This window comes from Helicobacter pylori, from assembly GCF_001653455.1.
Classification (GTDB): Bacteria; Campylobacterota; Campylobacteria; order Campylobacterales; family Helicobacteraceae; genus Helicobacter; species Helicobacter pylori_A.
The window spans coordinates 303,691-320,797 of sequence record NZ_CP011486.1 but is presented as its reverse complement, the minus strand read 5'-3'; the positions used below and the strand labels follow the sequence as shown (position 1 = coordinate 320,797).

The 17,107-nt window shown below is 40.5% G+C and carries 16 protein-coding genes; 1 reads left to right on the top strand and 15 read right to left on the bottom strand.

From position 1 onward, the window contains the following. Positions 1-9: 9 nt before the first annotated feature. From AA977_RS01505 to rplU, 12 genes are all read right to left on the bottom strand, one after another. Entirely contained in the window at positions 10-270 is a 261-nt protein-coding gene (locus tag AA977_RS01505; RefSeq protein ID WP_033613846.1) for an AtpZ/AtpI family protein, read from the bottom strand. A 4-nt stretch (positions 271-274) separates the two neighbouring features. Further along, entirely contained in the window at positions 275-1,567 is a 1,293-nt protein-coding gene (gene hemL / locus AA977_RS01500; protein WP_064434309.1) for a glutamate-1-semialdehyde 2,1-aminomutase, read from the bottom strand. 8 nt (positions 1,568-1,575) lie between these two features. Continuing rightward, on the bottom strand, positions 1,576-2,130 hold the full coding sequence (locus AA977_RS01495; protein WP_064434308.1) for a YceI family protein: 555 nt from the start codon (positions 2,128-2,130) through the stop codon (positions 1,576-1,578). 203 nt (positions 2,131-2,333) lie between these two features. Then, positions 2,334-3,317, bottom strand: a complete 984-nt coding sequence (locus AA977_RS01490) for an alginate lyase family protein (protein ID WP_064434307.1) — start codon at positions 3,315-3,317, stop codon at positions 2,334-2,336. A 164-nt stretch (positions 3,318-3,481) separates the two neighbouring features. After that, the gene (gene obgE, locus AA977_RS01485) at positions 3,482-4,564 is read right to left on the bottom strand and encodes a GTPase ObgE (protein ID WP_064434306.1); all 1,083 of its coding nucleotides are present in this window, start codon (positions 4,562-4,564) and stop codon (positions 3,482-3,484) included. Between the two features lie 18 nt (positions 4,565-4,582). Further along, positions 4,583-5,389 (bottom strand): ABC transporter ATP-binding protein, encoded by an 807-nt coding sequence (locus AA977_RS01480; protein WP_000770469.1) that lies wholly within the window; start codon positions 5,387-5,389, stop codon positions 4,583-4,585. Beyond that, positions 5,386-6,249 carry an ABC transporter ATP-binding protein gene (locus tag AA977_RS01475; protein ID WP_064434305.1) on the bottom strand — a complete coding sequence of 288 codons (864 nt, stop codon included), beginning with the start codon at positions 6,247-6,249 and terminating at the stop codon, positions 5,386-5,388. Before AA977_RS01475 ends, AA977_RS01480 begins: the two co-directional genes overlap by 4 nt. A 10-nt stretch (positions 6,250-6,259) precedes the next feature. Next, entirely contained in the window at positions 6,260-7,117 is an 858-nt protein-coding gene (locus AA977_RS01470) for an ABC transporter permease (protein WP_000443370.1), read from the bottom strand. After that, positions 7,117-8,121 (bottom strand): ABC transporter permease, encoded by a 1,005-nt coding sequence (locus tag AA977_RS01465; protein WP_001916986.1) that lies wholly within the window; start codon positions 8,119-8,121, stop codon positions 7,117-7,119. The genes AA977_RS01470 and AA977_RS01465 overlap by 1 nt, the downstream gene beginning before the upstream one ends. A gap of 9 nt (positions 8,122-8,130) precedes the next feature. Beyond that, the gene (locus tag AA977_RS01460; RefSeq protein WP_064434304.1) at positions 8,131-9,780 is read right to left on the bottom strand and encodes an ABC transporter substrate-binding protein; all 1,650 of its coding nucleotides are present in this window, start codon (positions 9,778-9,780) and stop codon (positions 8,131-8,133) included. 117 nt (positions 9,781-9,897) lie between these two features. Continuing rightward, positions 9,898-10,164, bottom strand: a complete 267-nt coding sequence (rpmA, locus tag AA977_RS01455) for a 50S ribosomal protein L27 (protein ID WP_000940619.1) — start codon at positions 10,162-10,164, stop codon at positions 9,898-9,900. Between the two features lie 13 nt (positions 10,165-10,177). Continuing rightward, on the bottom strand, positions 10,178-10,492 hold the full coding sequence (rplU, locus tag AA977_RS01450) for a 50S ribosomal protein L21 (RefSeq protein WP_000119324.1): 315 nt from the start codon (positions 10,490-10,492) through the stop codon (positions 10,178-10,180). 245 nt (positions 10,493-10,737) lie between these two features. On the opposite strand from rplU, the gene flgL reads away from it, so the two are divergent. Continuing rightward, complete coding sequence (flgL, locus tag AA977_RS01445; RefSeq protein ID WP_064434303.1) at positions 10,738-13,221, top strand: flagellar hook-associated protein FlgL; 2,484 nt, start codon at positions 10,738-10,740, stop codon at positions 13,219-13,221. Positions 13,222-13,333: 112 nt separating this feature from the next. Here the strand turns inward: flgL and AA977_RS01440 are convergent, their stop codons facing one another. The 3 genes from AA977_RS01440 to AA977_RS01430 form a co-directional block, all read right to left on the bottom strand. Continuing rightward, positions 13,334-14,353 (bottom strand): aliphatic amidase, encoded by a 1,020-nt coding sequence (locus AA977_RS01440; protein WP_024368932.1) that lies wholly within the window; start codon positions 14,351-14,353, stop codon positions 13,334-13,336. 186 nt (positions 14,354-14,539) lie between these two features. Further along, on the bottom strand, positions 14,540-16,225 hold the full coding sequence (locus AA977_RS01435; RefSeq protein WP_064434302.1) for a bifunctional chorismate-binding protein/class IV aminotransferase: 1,686 nt from the start codon (positions 16,223-16,225) through the stop codon (positions 14,540-14,542). Beyond that, entirely contained in the window at positions 16,226-17,098 is an 873-nt protein-coding gene (locus AA977_RS01430; protein ID WP_064434301.1) for a DUF2156 domain-containing protein, read from the bottom strand. It abuts the gene before it with no gap. Between the last annotated feature and the right edge of the window lie 9 nt (positions 17,099-17,107).

The window sequence follows — 17,107 nt, the reverse complement described above, 5'->3', positions numbered from 1 at the left end:
CTTTTTGATTTATTTGGTTTTATGCGTGTATTTAGGGTCTTTAGCCAATTCTTCATAGTCTTTTTGCATGTTTTTATAAGCTTTATAGACATTAAGAAAGCTCGCTAACACGCCCCAAACAACCCCAAGCCAAAAAAGCCACGAAATGCGAGTGAGCTTTTCAAGCCCATAGCCTATAGCCACGCCCATAAGGATCGCTACGACCATAGAAAGCCCTAAGCTCAAATAATTCGCCCCCTCTATAAACTTGTAGTATTTTGGCTTTTTCAAAAATTCACACGCCCTTTATGATTTCATCAAAACTCTCTTCGGCTTTAGTAATCACTAAATCAATCATCTCTTCAGTCATAGGCTCACAAATAAAGCCGGTTTCAAAACTTGAACATGCCAAATACACGCCTTTAAAGAGCATTTTTTGGTGGAATTGTGCAAACATTTCCGTATCGCTTTTTAAAGCGTCATCAAAATCTTGCACCGCATTTTCGTTAAAGAAAAAGCCAAACATGCTCCCTCTATTGAGCGTTTGTAAAGCGATATTGTAGCTTTGAGCGCTCTTTTTTAAGCCTTGAGTCAAACGAACAGCTAAAGCACTCAAGCGAGCATAAAGCGTTTTGTCTCTTTTGATTTTATACAACGCGCTCAACCCTGCACACACCGCCAAAGGGTTACCGCTTAAAGTGCCAGCTTGATACACCCCACCAATGGGCGAAAGCAAGTCCATAATTTCCGCACGCCCCCCAAAGCACGCCAAAGGAAGCCCAGCGCCTATCACTTTACCAAAGGTTACTAAATCCGGCACAATACCATAAAATTCTTGCGAACCGCTCAAACTCGCCCTAAAACCGCTCATCACTTCATCTAAGATCAATACCGCTTGGTATTTTTCACACAAGGTTTTTAACCCCACTAAAAACTCTTTTTGGGCCGGCACTAACCCCATGTTTCCTGCAATGGGTTCAATAATAACGCAACCCACATCGCCTTTTTTAAAGCATTCTTCAACGGAGTTTAAATCGTTATAACGAGCCACTAGAGTGTGCTTGCTAAAATCGCTTGGCACGCCTAAAGAAGAAGGAGAGCCAAAAGTAGCGCACCCACTACCCGCTTTCACCAATAAAGAATCGCTATGCCCATGGTAGCACCCTTCAAACTTGATCAAATCGTCTTTTTGGCTATAAGCTCTAGCGAGTCGTATTGCACTCATGGTCGCTTCCGTGCCGCTACTCACTAAACGCACCTTATCTAAACCATCATAACAAGCAATGATTTCTTTAGCTAAAGTGGTTTCTAACTCTGTGGGTGCGCCAAAAGAAGTGCCTTTTTTTAACGCTTTAATAATATTTTCTTCAATCTCTTCATCCGCATGCCCAAAAATCAAAGGCCCCCAGCTTTGCACAAAATCTATATAATGATTGTTATCCACATCATAGAGATACGCCCCCTTACCCTTTAAGATAAAAGGCGGAGTGCCTTTAACGCTCTTAAACGCCCTAACAGGCGAATTGACCCCCCCAGCGATCACTTGCTTGGCTTCATTAAAATCATTGATACTGTGCAACAACTCCATGATTTAAATTATCCCTTGATCATGCTTTCAAATTGGATCTCCACTTGCGACCAGGTCAAGCCCTCATGAAAACTCTCGCATCGTTTAGCCAAGCTCGCTAACTCGTTTTTCAAGCCAAAATTCAATAAATCCAAGACCCCTTTAATCACGATCTTACTATCAGCAATCGTGTATTGCATAGGCACTTTCACGAGCTTTTCATTCATTCTCACATAAGCGGTGAGAGAACCCGCATGATCGCCTTCTATCACATTTCTAAAAGTTACTTTGATGTTAGTGTTTTTAAAAAGAGCGAAAAAAGCTTCTTTAACATTCTTGTTTTTAGTGTCATCGCCTAAATTGACTTTCAAGCTATCCATGCTTGCACTCGCCCCTTCTAAAAGGGTTTTTAAACTATCTTGAGATTTACCCAGTTTATAAGTGATGCTTTCAAAACTCCCGCTTACGGGTGTTTTAGCCTTAGTTTTAAAGGCTGTCCATGTCGTTTTAGCCGAAGATAAATCCAAACTCACCGCTTGCAAAAACCCTGCCAACAAAGCCGATACCAAAACCATTTTTTTCATTCATTATCCTTTAATGTGATTTTATCAACAACGCTTGTTATTTTAGTGTAAATAAGCATGCTTACAACTAAAATACTTCATTTTGATAATCATTTGCACTCTAATACGGCCTAGAGATACAATTGCGTTTATTTTAAACTCTTTTTGTAAATGATGCAGACTGGATCAAACATTCTTAACCATTCATAGAAAGGTTAAAATATTCATGGCGATCGGAGTTTGAGCCTAAAACCATCTTCATGCAAATCGCCCTGGGATAAAAGCTCATTTGCACTAGGGCTAGAATAGTGTTTGGCTAAAATAATGAAATAAGCGTTGTTATGCACCCCAATGAGATTAGGCTGGAAATAAGGGAAAGTTTCAGGATTTAAAATCCATGTTGCGACTTTATTATACGCTATAGAAAGCCTTTGTCCGGCTCCACTATCCCACAAATCATACCCGTTCTCAAAAAGCAATTCGCCTGATACGCTTAACGCAAGAAGCGCGAAATTGGTATAAGCGATCCCCTTAATGCCTTTCGTAGGACCGCCATGATAATCGCTTGTATCGCTTCTAGTGATCGCGCTAGGGATAACCCCACTCTCATCTATCGCTTTAAACACCCACTCCTGCCACCGATTAGCGCTACTTTGCAAAAGGGCTTGATCGTTTAATGCAAGTGCAGAACTCACATCAAAGAGAATGCCCCACGCCCCATGGTTAGTGTTAAGAGCTGATTGAGAATACCCGCGCATCCGCTTGACAAAGTCTTCATATTTTGGGCTAGGAAATTCTTTTTTGACAAACCAATAGGCCATGTTCATATAAGGCATGTAGAAATTGATATTATCTTCGCTCTGATAAGTGTCCACGCTTTGAAGCTCTCTAGCCCAAGCGTTTAAAATTTCTATAACCTTTAAACCATATTGTTTGTTTTGGCTCACTAAATAGCCTAACGCTAAATCATAGGACATGGTAGCGGACTTTTTAAAACTCTTTGTGCATGCATCAGGCTCTCTAACCCCGGTAGAAGTGTAGTGTTTGGACGCATTAAGTTGCGCGCATGGCTGGATTTGCTTGGAGAGCTTTGTGTCAAGATGGAGTTTTTTAGGCAAATCTATAGATTTAAAATCCCTAAAAAAGTAATCTTTCTCAGCGTAAGCTTGAACGCAAATGAGTAATAAGGATAAAACAAATCTTTTCATCTCTCACCTTTGCTTGAATTTATTTTAAAAATACGACAAAATCCCACACCCTTGCATGCGTGTGTCTTTGCACATCTTATGAGCATTCTTTATAATCCCCACCACGCTACAACCAACAAAAGCATGTCTTATTTGATTAAACCATTTTCAAACACAACAACGCTTTATGACAACGCTTTTAACAACACAAATTTAAGTGCATGCGTGTTTATAGCACTAACCGCTGAAAGGGGTAAGATAAAGAGCGCGGATTTTTCATTAGGATCATTTTCAAAACCGCCCATCAATTTAGGGTGCAAAAACCCCAAATACGGCTCTAAATCAAACGCCTCTAATTTTTGCGCTTGCAAGTTTAAAAAGGCGCAAAAATCCTTAGTCATGTGATCAATCTCTTCTACAACATCGCATTTATTGAGTAACACCCCAAAAGGCTTGTTAGCCAGAGTGGGTGAAAATTTTTCTAACTCCAACCTCAAGCGTTTGTATTGCTCTTTAATATCCAAATCTAGCCTGGAAGCGTCTAAAACAAAGGCTAGAACTTTAGTGCGTTCAATGTGCTTTAAAAAGCTAATCCCTAAGCCTTTTCCCTCACTAGCCCCTTCAATGATGCCAGGAATATCCGCCATTAAAAATTCGCTTTTTTCATCTACGCTTATTACCCCTAAATTAGGCACTAGAGTCGTAAATTCATAGTTAGCGATTTTAGGTTTAGCGTTAGAGATGGTGGAAATGAGCGTGGATTTACCCGCATTAGGAAAACCCACTAACCCTATATCAGCGATGAGCTTTAATTCCAAACGCACGCATTTTTCAACCCCCTCTAAGCCTTTTTGCGCGTAAGTGGGTTGTTGCTTGGTCGCGCTTTTAAAATGCGCATTCCCTAACCCTCCCTTGCCTCCTTTTAAGGCTAACACCCTTTCTTTAGGCGTGATCAAATCAAGCCATAAAACACCATCTACAAAAACTTGCGTTCCTGGCGGCACGATAATGATCTTGTCTTCGCCTTTTTTGCCTGCGCAATTTCGTGTGCCTCCTGGAGATCCGTTTTTAGCCTTATGGTGTTTAGTGCCTCTAAAATTCGCTAGAGTGTCGGTATTGTTATCCACTTCAAAATACACATCGCCTCCATCGCCTCCATCGCCTCCATCAGGACCGCCCTTAATGACAAACTTTTCTCGCCTAAAACTCACCATTCCAGGCCCTCCCTTACCTGAAGCGATGATAATTTCCACGCTATCTACAAACACAGCTTAAAATCCTTTCTTTTATTCAGCAAATCTTTGCATGGATTTTTCCAAATGCGGCACGGCATTGAGCAATTTCTGCGTATAGGGGTGCTTTGGAGCGCTTATCACGCTATCCACATCTCCTGTTTCTACGATTTGTCCTTGATTCATCACGATAATCCTATCGCTAATATGCTCCACCACCCCTAAATCATGGCTAATAAAAATATAAGTCAGCCCCATTTCTTTTTGCAAATCTAAAAGCAAATTCAACACTTGCGCCTGAATGGACACATCTAGCGCAGACACAGGCTCATCGCAAATCACCACGCTAGGGTGCAAAATGAGCGCTCTAGCGATGCCGATTCGTTGCCTTTGACCGCCTGAAAATTGGTGAGGGTAACGATCGATCCATTCTAATTTCAAGCCCACTTTTTGCATGATTTCTAGCACTTTGGCCTTAATTTCTTTTTTTGAAAAATGAGAGTTTAAAAGCAAGGGTTCAGCGATAATTTCGCCCACTTTCCAGCGAGGGTTTAGGCTAGAATAAGGGTCTTGGAAAATCATTTGCACTTTTTTGCGGTAATCAAACCAATCCTGTTTGCTAAAATGCAAATGGCGCTTGCCGTTGAAATAAATCGCCCCGCTATCTTGCCTTTCAATGCCGGCTAAAATTTTTGCCGTCGTGCTTTTCCCACAGCCACTCTCCCCCACGATGCTTAAAACTTCATTTTGTTCCACTTCAAAACTGATCCCATTGAGCGCATGGATCACTCTTTTAGGCTTAAATAATCCCCTGTCTATCGCATAGGATTTTTTCAATTCTTTAATTTCTAAGAGCTTCATCGTAACTCCTTTTTAAAACTCAAATAATCGGTGTTTTCATCCACGGTTTCTAATCGTTTTTTGCGGTATTCTTTGCCCGGTTTAGGGATCGCGCTTAAAAGGGCTTTCGTATAAGGGTGTCTTGGATCAGCAAAAAGCTCTTTCGCGTTCGCTTGCTCCACCACATGCCCTTTATACATCACCACCACTTCATCAGCGATTTGCGCCACTACGCCTAAATCATGGGTGATAAACAAGATAGAAGTCCCCTTTTTTTGCTGCAATTCTTTCATCAATTCCAAAATCTGTGCTTGGATCGTTACATCTAAAGCTGTCGTAGGCTCATCAGCGATCAAAATTTCAGGCTCACACACCATAGCCATAGCGATCATCACCCTTTGGCGTTGCCCTCCGCTGAGATTGAAAGGGTATTCATGGTATTTATCCCCTGCATGGGGAATGCCCACGCGCTCTAATTCATAAACCACCCTTTCTAATCGTTCTTTTTTATTAAGGCTTGGGTGGTGGATTTTTAGCACTTCATTGATTTGAAACCCCACCGTGTAGGAAGGATTCAAGCTCGTCATGGGCTCTTGAAAGATCATGCCAATTTTTTTACCCCTGATTTCTTTTTGCATTTGCTTTTCTTTGAGTTGCAACAAATCCTGCCCCAAAAATTGGATGCTCCCCCCTACAATTTTCCCGGGTTTTTCAATCAGCCCTAAAATAGAAAGCGAAGTGATGCTTTTCCCGCTCCCACTCTCCCCTACAATGCAGAGCGTTTGAGACTTTTTCAAGCCAAAACTCACGCCATCCACCGCCTTATTCACGCCCTTATCGGTGAAAAAATAAGTTTTTAAATCTTTAACTTCTAAAATCATGCAAGCTCCTTTAAGAGGCGCGTTTAGGATCTAAAGCGTCCATGATGCCATCGCCCACCAGATTAAAACTCATAACCGTTAAAAAGATCATCACCCCAGGGAAAACAAGCATCCAAGGAGCGGTAGCGATATATTGCATGGAGTTCATCAACATCGCTCCCCATTCAGGCTTGGGAGGTTGGGCCCCAAGACCTAAAAAGCTCAGTGCGGCGGCTTCTAAAACCGTGGAAGCAAACCCCATCGTCGTTTGCACGATCAAAGGGATAATGCAATTAGGGAAAATCACCTTACACATCAAGCGAAGGTGCGAAGAGCCATTGATTTTAGAAGCGATCACGTATTCTTTTTCTTTTTCGCCTAGCACAGAACTGCGCACCAATCGTGCAAATCCAGGAATGCCTACAAACCCAATCGCAAGCATCGCATTCGTGAGTGAAGGCCCTAACACAGCGACCACAATCACAATCAATAAAATAGAGGGCAAAGCGAACATTATATCCATGATACGCATGATAATTGCATCCGTTTTCCCCCCAAAATACCCCGCTATTAGCCCTAATATCGTGCCAAAAAACACCGCAATCCCCATAGAAACAATCCCTATGGTTAAAGAAATCCTAGCCCCATAGATCAAGCGGCTCAAAATATCGCGCCCCAAATCATCAGTGCCTAAAAGGTATTTTGCATTCCCTCCATGCTCCCATATGGGTTTTAAAAGGCGATCTTGCGCGTTTTGCACATAAGGATCATGCGGGGCCAAAAGAGGTGCAAAAATCGCGCAAACCACCAATAAAAGCACAATCCATGCCCCTACTACCGCCGCCTTATTTTTCTTAAATTGTTGGATAAACTCTCTAAAGGATTCCATCATGACAACCTTATTCTGGGATCAATAAAAGCGTATAAAATATCCACTAAGAGATTAGCCCCAATATACATCATGGCAATGATCAAAGACATGGACTGAATGATAGGGAAATCGCGCTGGTTGAGTGCATTGACGATCCACTTGCCAATCCCAGGCCATGAGAAAACCGTTTCTGTTATCATGCTCCCCCCTAAAAGCCCGGCTAACATCAAGCCCGCTATAGTCGTTACAGGGATTAAAGCGTTACGCAAAGTATGCACAAAAATCACCCTAAAGGAACTGCACCCTTTGGCTTTAGCGGTGCGCACATAATCTTCTTTAGACACTTCTGCCATGCTCGCGCGAGTCATTCTCGCAATCACGGCGGTAGAAACCGTGGCTAACACAATACTAGGTAAAATCAAGTGTTTGATCGTATCCACAAACGCCCCATAATCTCTTGCAATCAAGCTGTCTATCAAGTAAAAGCCTGTAGGGCCATCTAAATAATACACATCGCTCAAACGCCCAAAAACAGGCAACCACCCTAATTGCACGCTAAAGATATAAATCAGCATAAGCCCTAGCCAAAACACCGGCATAGAAATCCCGGCTAAAGCGAAAGTCATGCTGGAATAATCAAAAACGCTATATCGTTTGATCGCTGCTAACACCCCAACGCTAATACCCAAAACAAGAGCCATAAATAAAGCGATCAAAGCCAATTCCACCGTAGCCGGGAAGCGTTGCAAAAACTCATGCATCACAGGCTCGCCCGTCATGATAGAAGTGCCAAAATTGCCATGCAACACATTATTGATAAAGAAAAAATACTGCTCTATTAAAGGCTTGTTCAAGCCAAATTGCTCCCTTAAAGCGTCAATAGCGGCTTGATTGGCCTTTTCGCCTAAAATCACTAACGCCGGATCTCCTGGCACTAAATGCACCATCATAAACACAATAACACTCACTCCAAACAGCGTGGGGATCGCCCACAAAATGCGCTTGATGATAAAACTCAGCATACAACCCCTTTATTTTTCTAAATACACTTTAAAGAAGCGATTCACGCTCACCCCTGTCGTTTTATAGCCTTTAACCTTAGACAAATGCGGCACTACCGAATAAGGATAGGCTAAAGGCACATAGGGAGCGTCTTTATAGATGATTTCTTGAGCCTTTAAATAGAGGGCTTCTCGCTCTTTTTGATCAGAAACCCGTTTAGCCTTTACAAGCAGATCAGAAAAGGCATCGCTCTTATAAAAAGAACCATTTTGAGTGGGTATGGCTGAAGCGGCTTGCTTGCTCCATAAGGTGTATAGGAAATTATCCGGATCTGCAATGTCTGCCATCCAGCCTGCAAACGCCATTTCATGCTCGCCTAAGCCCGTTCTTTTCAAATAAGCCCCCCATTCATACACTTCAATTTTCACATCAATGCCAATTTTAGCCAGGCTTGCTTGTATGAACACCGCTCCCTTTGGGTTACGAGTGGAAGTGGTAAAAATAGTGGTTTTAAAGCCGTTAGGATAGCCTGCTTGTTTCAACAATTCTTTAGCTTTTTTCAAATCGTATTCATAAGGTTTGATATGATAATTATAACCCCATATGGTGGGTGGGAAAGGATTGACCATTTTTTGAGCAAAGCCTTCATAAATCACTTTAATATAATCATCCACATTAATCGCATGATTGATGGCTAAGCGCACCAAAGGGTTGTTAAAATACTTTTTTTGCGTGTTCAATGAAAGCCAGTTAGCAATCAATCCGGGGCTTTTATCCACCACGATATTAGGGATTTTTTCTAACTGCTCCACTTCATTGAGGTTAGGCCCAGTCATTAGCATGATTTCGCCGGTCCTCAACGCTAAAGCGCGCGTGGAAGAATTAGGAATGGTACGCACCACCACCTTGTCCAAATAAGCTTTAGGCCCCCAATAATCTTGATTTTTGACTAGAATGATTTTTTCGTCTTTATTCCACAAAAAGAATTTGAAAGGCCCTGTCCCAATAGGTTTTTTTGCCAACTCGTCTTTTTTATTATTTTGTTCTAAATAATCGGCGTAATCCTTACTCAAAATGCTCAAAAAATCCATGCCCAAATTCGCCAAAAACGGGGCTTCTGGCCCGTTAAGCGTAAATCTAATAGTATAGTCATCTAAAGCTTCAATGCTCTTAATGATATGAGACATGCCCATGCCTTCCCAATATTTATAGCTTTTAGCCCCCGGGCTATAGTAGCGTTTGGTCTTATCCATTTGGCGTTCAAACGAAAACAGCACATCTTTAGCGCTAAATTCTACTTTTTTATTCCAGTATTTCGTTTGGTGGAAATAAACCCCTTTTCGTAAATGAAAGGTATATACAAGACCATCTGGGGATATATCCCAACTTGTCGCTAAGGCGGGTTCAATTTCTGTGGTGCCGTATTTGAATTGCACGAGCGTGTCATAAATATTGCCTGTTGCCACATAGCTTTCGCCATCAGTTACTAAGGCAGGATCCATGCTTGAGCCATCAGCGCCTCTAGCAAAAACCAAAACGCCTCCAAAACGCTTTTGCTCTTCAACAGAAAGGTTTTCTTTAGACGGATTAAGAGTGGTGTTGGGGCTTTCTAAAGCTTTCAAAAAAACCCCAAATAATAAAAGAGAAAGGGACAAACCCTTGATAAAAAGATTATTCATAAGCCAGTCTCCACAACAAATTCTATAAAGGATAGAGACCTAAATTATAAATATTTTATGGCGTTTATGGGTGTTTAACAAACACCCAAAGGTTTAATTGGCCTTTAAAAGGTTACCCTACTCCCCAAAATTCCCGCTAACTACAGAAACTTTCTTGCGGTTTCTGTCTTTATGCTCAAATTTCACAACGCCATCTGTCAGCGCATATAAGGTATGGTCTTTCCCCATGCCCACATTGTTACCAGGATGCATTTTAGTGCCTCTTTGGCGCACGATAATATTCCCTGCTCTCACAAACTCTGAGCCAAATTTTTTCACGCCTAAGCGTCTTCCTGCAGAATCTCTGTTATTCTGCGTGCTCCCTTGACCTTTCTTGTGTGCCATTGTTTAATACTCCTTATGCTACAATTTTAGTGATTCTCACACGAGTGAAATCTCTTCTAAAACCACGCTTGGTTTTACTATCTTTTCGGCGGCGTTTTTTGAAAGTAATGACTTTCTTAGCGCGCCCTTCATTGATCACTTCCGCTTCAATCTTAGCCCCATTCACAAAGGGTTTTCCGCAAGAAAGCTTGCCCTCTTTAGAGACGGCTAACACTTCCACTAACTCCACTAAAGCCTTAGGCTCTTTATTCATTTTATCCAGTAAAACAATATCGCCCTCAACGACTTTATACTGCTTACCGCCATGTTTGAATATTGCGTATGACATTTCTATTCCTTAAAAATTAAACGCTCTTTTTAAAATAAACGCTTATTATAGTGAGTATTTGCTAAAATGTAACTTTAAATTTAGATTAAATAAAACTTTTCATTCAAAATAGTTCTATTTAACCCGCCATGATTCTTGCATGCAAATTTAAAAAGCAAAAACATGTTGGTTAAAACCTCCAATCTCTTGTTTTTGGAATACTTTTAGCTTGTTTGATTTGAAAAACCAATAAGGATTGAACGATCATGCGCGTTACCTTTGGCTCTAAATACAACCAAATGAATCACTATCAAAACGCTTTGCAAAATAAAATCAATGACGCTAACACCCAAATCGCTTCAGGGCTAAAAATCCGTTATGGTTATCAAAACAGCGACATTAACAACCAAAATTTAAAATTCCAATACGAAGAAAACACCTTAAATCAAGGCATTGATGTGGCTCAAAACGCCTACACTTCAACGCTCAATACCGACAAAGCCTTACAAGAATTTTCTAAAACGATGGAGGCATTTAAAACCAAACTCATCCAATCCGCTAACGATGTGCATTCAGAAACTTCTCGCAACGCTATTGCTAACGATTTAGAACGCTTAAGAGAGCATATGATAAATATCGCTAACACCTCCATAGGGGGGGAATTTTTATTCGGGGGCAGTAAGGTGGATAGACCCCCTATTGATAGCGAGGGGAAATACCATGGCAATGGCGAAGATCTAAACGCGTTAGTCAGCTCTGATAACCTTGTGCCTTATAATATCAGCGGGCAAGATTTGTTTTTAGGCACAGATAAAGACAAACACAAGCTCATCACCTCCAACATTAAATTACTCAACCAAAACAAGCTCCACCCTGATGTGATGGACGCTTTAGAGCATTCTTCATTACCTGAAGAAGTCTTTATCAAGCCTAGCGACACCTTGCGAGAACTCATCGGTGATAACGATAAAGACCCCACCAATGACCCTAAAGAATTTTTTTATTTGCAGGGCATTAGGCCTGATGGCTCTAGTTTTAAGGAAAAATTCGCGCTGGATAAAGCCTATCAAAACCAAGAAAGCGCGACTAAAGTGAGCGATTTATTGGATAAGATCGGGCATGCTTACGGGAACACTTCGCAAAATAAAGTCGTGGATGTGAGTTTGAATAATTGGGGGCAAATTGAGATTAAAAACTTAACACCCGGGAGTGAAAATTTAGACTTCCACTTGATTTCTAGCGATGGGGATTTTGATGATTTAGACGCTTTGCGTTCTAGCGGTAAAAGGGTTACTGAATATGTCAAAAGCGCGTTTGTAACGGACAGGAGTTTGAGCCAAGTTAAAGCGATACAAAACATGTATAACCCTAATACGCTTGAAGTTCCTAGCGTGTTTGTCACCAAAGACAATGTTTTAGCCAATAAAAACACCAAATTGAGCGAGATTTTTGGCGATAAGGTAGAAACCTTAAAAATCAATGCCAGCCGTTTGGACAATACTGGCAGTATCAAAATCCCAAACCTCCCTATTTATTTGGATATTCCCATCCTTTTAGATGTGAAAAACTCCACCATTAAAGATTTGAAAGATGCGATTAAAGAACGCTTTAATAATGAAGTGGATGTGGAGGTTGGAAGCAACGGGCGTTTGAGGATCATTGATAATGCACCTAACCAATCGCCCATCTCTTTTGCTTTAAGCACCCTAGATGCTAAAGGGCTAGAAGTCGCTGGTATCCCAACAAATAATGCGAGCGAATACCAAAAAACTTACTTCAATAAAGAGGGGGCAAAATTAGAAAGCAATGTCGCTCAAATCGCTCAAAATGGCGCGGCTAATGGCTCTACTAAACTCAGTGAAGTCTCTAAGGGGAGTTTAGAAAAGAGCGTTTTTAACATGAAATTAAACGATGTTAATGGTTCGTTTTTAGAAGCGCAAATGATTTTGGATAATGGGGCTTTTTTGAGCCTTCCTAATGGCATTAAAATCCCACTCTATGACCCCACAACCGCTGATGTCCAAGTTTCTAAACCCAATGAAGTTACTTACAGGCAGCTTATGGATGCGATGAGTATTGCGCTCAATTATAGCAATATTGACCCTGCAATCTATCAGCAAATCAGCGATAACCCTTATTCAAAAGAAAGCAAGGAACAATTTATTGATTTGTTAAAACAAGCTAAAGGCAATCTTTCTGTCAATTTGAATGAAGATGGCAAAATAATGATCCAAGACAACATGCATTCAAACACGAAAATGCGGTTCATGCTTTTTGATAAAGACGCGAATGATTTTTCTCAAAACGCCTTGCACAGCGACAAACCAAGCCTTAAATTAAACGCTAATAACGCTTTAATTATTGACAAGCCAAGCGTGAATTTTTTTGATCAACTAGAGAGCGTTATCGCTTCTGTAAGAAAAGGGATTTATCGCCCGGACGCTTTAGGGGATACTTATTCTAGCGACATGCGTAATTTAGGCATTCAAAATGGCATCACCCTTATAGACCACTTGAGCGATCACATAGAAAAAATGATCGCTAAAAACGGCACTCATGGTAAGGCGTTTGAAAATATCATCAGGCGCAATGAAGTTTTAAAAACACAAGTTCAAAGCATTCGTGGGGAAACCACCGGCACGGATATGGCAGAAACTTATAATAAATTTTCCAATCTCACCAACAACTATAACGCTGTTTTGGCTTCCACGAATAAAATCAACAATTTGTCTTTAACGAAATATTTGTAACTTGTGTTTAGCGTTCTAGTGAGAGATATTAAAGAAAGATATTAAAGGCTTAAAGAAAGATAAAAATATCGTTTTTATCGCTTTAAGACTTTAAGCCCCCCTCCCTTATCCTTTATTTCGTGGGCAAATCGCCTACAGGACAAGCGGCCACGCCCACACTCGGGCGAGTGAATTTTTCTACATTTTCTTGAGCTTTTTTAGGGTCATTAACCCAAGTTTTATAGAACTCAAAAGGGCATTCTGCCACACCCTTATCCCCATCGCCACTAGCAAAAACCCCACTATAACCTCTGTGTAAGAGTTTGAAGAGTTGGTTTTGGCTTTGGTCGTATTTCCTCGCATCACGGATTTGTTGCACAGAAAGTTGAGCGTATTGGAGACCATTTTCTTCTTCCCCGCATTCGCCCAGAGTATGCCCATCAAAACCAATAATGCTAGAATGCCCGAAATAGGAATACACCCCATCAAAGCCGGTCGCATTCGCTACCGCTACATAACATTGATTAGCCCACGCCATGGCTTTCACTATCGCAATTTGTTGCTCCTTAGCCGGATACATGTAGCCTTGACAGCGCACGATGAGTTCCGCCCCACGCATCGCGCAATCGCGCCAAATTTCAGGGTAGTTCCCATCATCGCAGATAATCAAAGAAACTTTCAAGCCCTTAGGCCCATCAACCACATAGGTTTTATCCCCAGGATACCAGCATTCAATAGGACACCAAGGCAAGATTTTGCGGTATTTTTGCACGATCTCACCCTTATCATTGACAAGAATCAAAGTGTTATAAGGATTCTTTTTAGCTTGCTCATGTTTTTCCCCTGTCAAAGAGAACACTCCCCAAACCTTGTTTTTCTTACAAGCCTCAGCAAGGATTGCGGTTTCTTCTCCAGGAATGCTCGCAGCGGTGTCAAACATCTCTTGTCTGTCATACATGATCCCATGCGTGCTGTATTCAGGGAAAATAATGAGATCCAACCCTGGCAGACCTTGTTTAACCCCACCAATCACCTTAGCGATATTGCGACAATTTTCTAACACCTGTTCTTTAGTGTGGAGTCTAGGCATTTTATAATTGACTACCGCTACACCCACAGTATCTGGACTACTACTAATATCTCCATGTCTCATGTTATGCTCCTTGTTTTTTGATGAGAGTTCCTACAAACCCTCTGCTTGAATTTATAAAGTAATTGTGTAAATGGATCTATAATGAATATGAAAACTTTAATCATTATGATTATTTTTAATGGAATTTAACTTATTAGTGGCATTTGGTAACTTATTTTAAAAAAATTAGATTTTAGCGGCTCTATTTTATGGCCGTTTGATTTTCACTTCCACCAAGCCGTATAGCGCGTTAATGCAATAGATTTTAGCCACTCTTTGCAAATCCTGTAATTTTAAAGGGGCATGTTCAACAAGACCCTTTTTTAAAAGCCTTGCAACACCCGTCCCGTTCAACGCACCCGCGCTAAAATAAGGGGTTAAAAGCTTGTTGTGGATTTCTAAAATAAGATTGCTCCTAGCCCCTTCAGTGAGTTCCAAATCTTGGTTATAAAAGATTGCATCAAAAATAACGCCTTTTTTAATGAGCGCTCGAGCCTCTTGATAAAAAGGGGCATAAGTGGTCTTGTGGTATAAAAAATCATTGTGTTTGTCAATGGGGGCGTCATTCAAACGCACTTCTAGGCTTTTTAAAGGCTCTAAATTTTTATACTCTTTAATGAGCTTGCCCTTTTTGTTGAGTAAAACCCTTAAAACCCCTTCTTTTTCTAATTCAAAGTCCAAAAGATTTTCATCGTATTGGAAATTAAAGTATTGAGCGCTATTCATCAAGCGTTCTTTATGGGCGTTTTTATTGTTAATCTCTAATTTTTGATCCCTTTTGATGACTTTCATCGTCTCTACAATCTCAAATTCTATTTTGGGCATCACAAAAAAGGATTTTAAAAAACTCTCTTCGTATTCCTTTAGCACTTCGCTTTGATAAGTAACCCCACTCCCCACCCCCAAATGCAAAACATCTTCATGCACTCTTTTTTCTAAAGTGCGGATAGGCACGCTAAAAAGGGCTTTTTTTTCTCCAACCATGCCTATCGCCCCGCAATACACCCCCCTAGGGCGTTGTTCTAAATTTTCAATGATTTGCATGGTTTTGATTTTAGGGCATCCGGTAACAGATCCACAAGGGAATAACGCCTTAAAAATCTCAAACAAGCTTGTTTTTAGGGGCAATTGGGCTTCAATTTCGCTTATCATTTGATGCACGCTCGGCAAGCTGATGATTTCAAACAATTGATTGACTTTCACGCTATTTTTTAAAGCCAAACGGCTCAAATCGTTACGCAATAAATCCACAATCATCACATTTTCGCTTCTATTTTTGTCATCATTTTGCAAAAAATATCGGTTTTTTTCATCTGTTAAAGGATCATTAGAGCGAGCGATCGTGCCTTTCATGGGCTTTGTGGTGATTTTAATCGCTGTATCCAAAAACTCCAATTCAAAAAACAATTCTGGCGAAAAGCTTAAAACACTCCCAAACTCATTTTCTATAAACGCTTTAAAAGGCGTGTTTTGGTTGCGCGCTACCTCGCAAAAAACGCGCTTTAGTTTGGCTTTGGTGTTTAAAAATAAATCCATTGTGAGATTCACTTGGTAGGTATCGCCGTTTTTTAGATGCTCTTTAATGGTTTTGAACTGCTTGAAATAAGTTTTTTGATCTAAAGAGCTATGGATTTTAGGGTAAAATGCATGCTCTTTTAAAGGCTCTAGAGAGTGTTTTTTCCTTTCTAAAAATTGTTCAAAATACAAAAAAGGGGTTTGGCTTTGAAAGGTTTCATCTAAAAACGCCAAGCGCGCTTCATACAAAAGATACCCCACAAAATACCCATTCCCCCTATTTTGAGAGATAAAGTCTAGGGCGTTTTTAAGCTCGCTAAAATTGGTCGCTGTGAGTTTTTTAACGCTTTTTTGATATTTAAAATCCCCAAAAATCATTTAATTTCTAGCAATGGCTTCGTATTTGTCTATCAAAAACACCGGATTATAGCTCATTTTAGATCTTCTCAAGCCCTCTAGTCCTAGATCTTCTTCTCTGTTAGCGTAAGTTAAATGGCTAAATTCATTCAAAAGCAATTGCTGGTTGATGATTTGATACGCTCCTGCAATATCTGTGCGGGCTTTTTCAATGTGAATGAGCGCGCTCTCTTCGTTTAAAACTTCTCCAAAGCTAAACGAGACTATTTCTCCATTAACCCTAATAAGCCCCCCTTTTACATCCAAGCTTTCATAATTTTCTAAAACGCTTTGAATGCCCTTATTTTCGTTAATAAGCCCTAGATCATCGGTTTGGCTTTCTAAAAACCATGCTTGAGAGGCTTCTAAAACTTCTTTTTTATTTTGAGAGGAAATTCTTTCATAAACAAAATTCGCATGATTGGTTAAAAACTGGTTCAGGTGGTTTTTTTTCTTATGGTATTTTTTCCCTTTAAGCGCGATTAATTCTTCAATAGAATAAACATAATCGCTCCTGTCTCTGTTGTAAGTGAAATCAAACACCCCTACAAAATTGTCCCTCAAGCCATCTTTTTGCTCTAAAGTCAGAGAGTGGAATTTTAAATTTTTTTCTAATTTCAAAAGCTCTTTCACGCATTCATGCGTATTCTTACCGATAGGATAGAAATAAAAGGGCTTTTGGTTTTCATAAGTGGTTTGAATCACCAAGCAATCCTTAATCATCGCCACTTTAATGAGCCTTGCATGCTGCCATAAAAAACAATTCGTAAAACTCACATCTGATAAAACGATTTTTTGAGCGCTTAAAAACCTTGAAAACAAGTCCTTATGCTCTAGCTTAATTTCTTCAAACATGGCAACTCT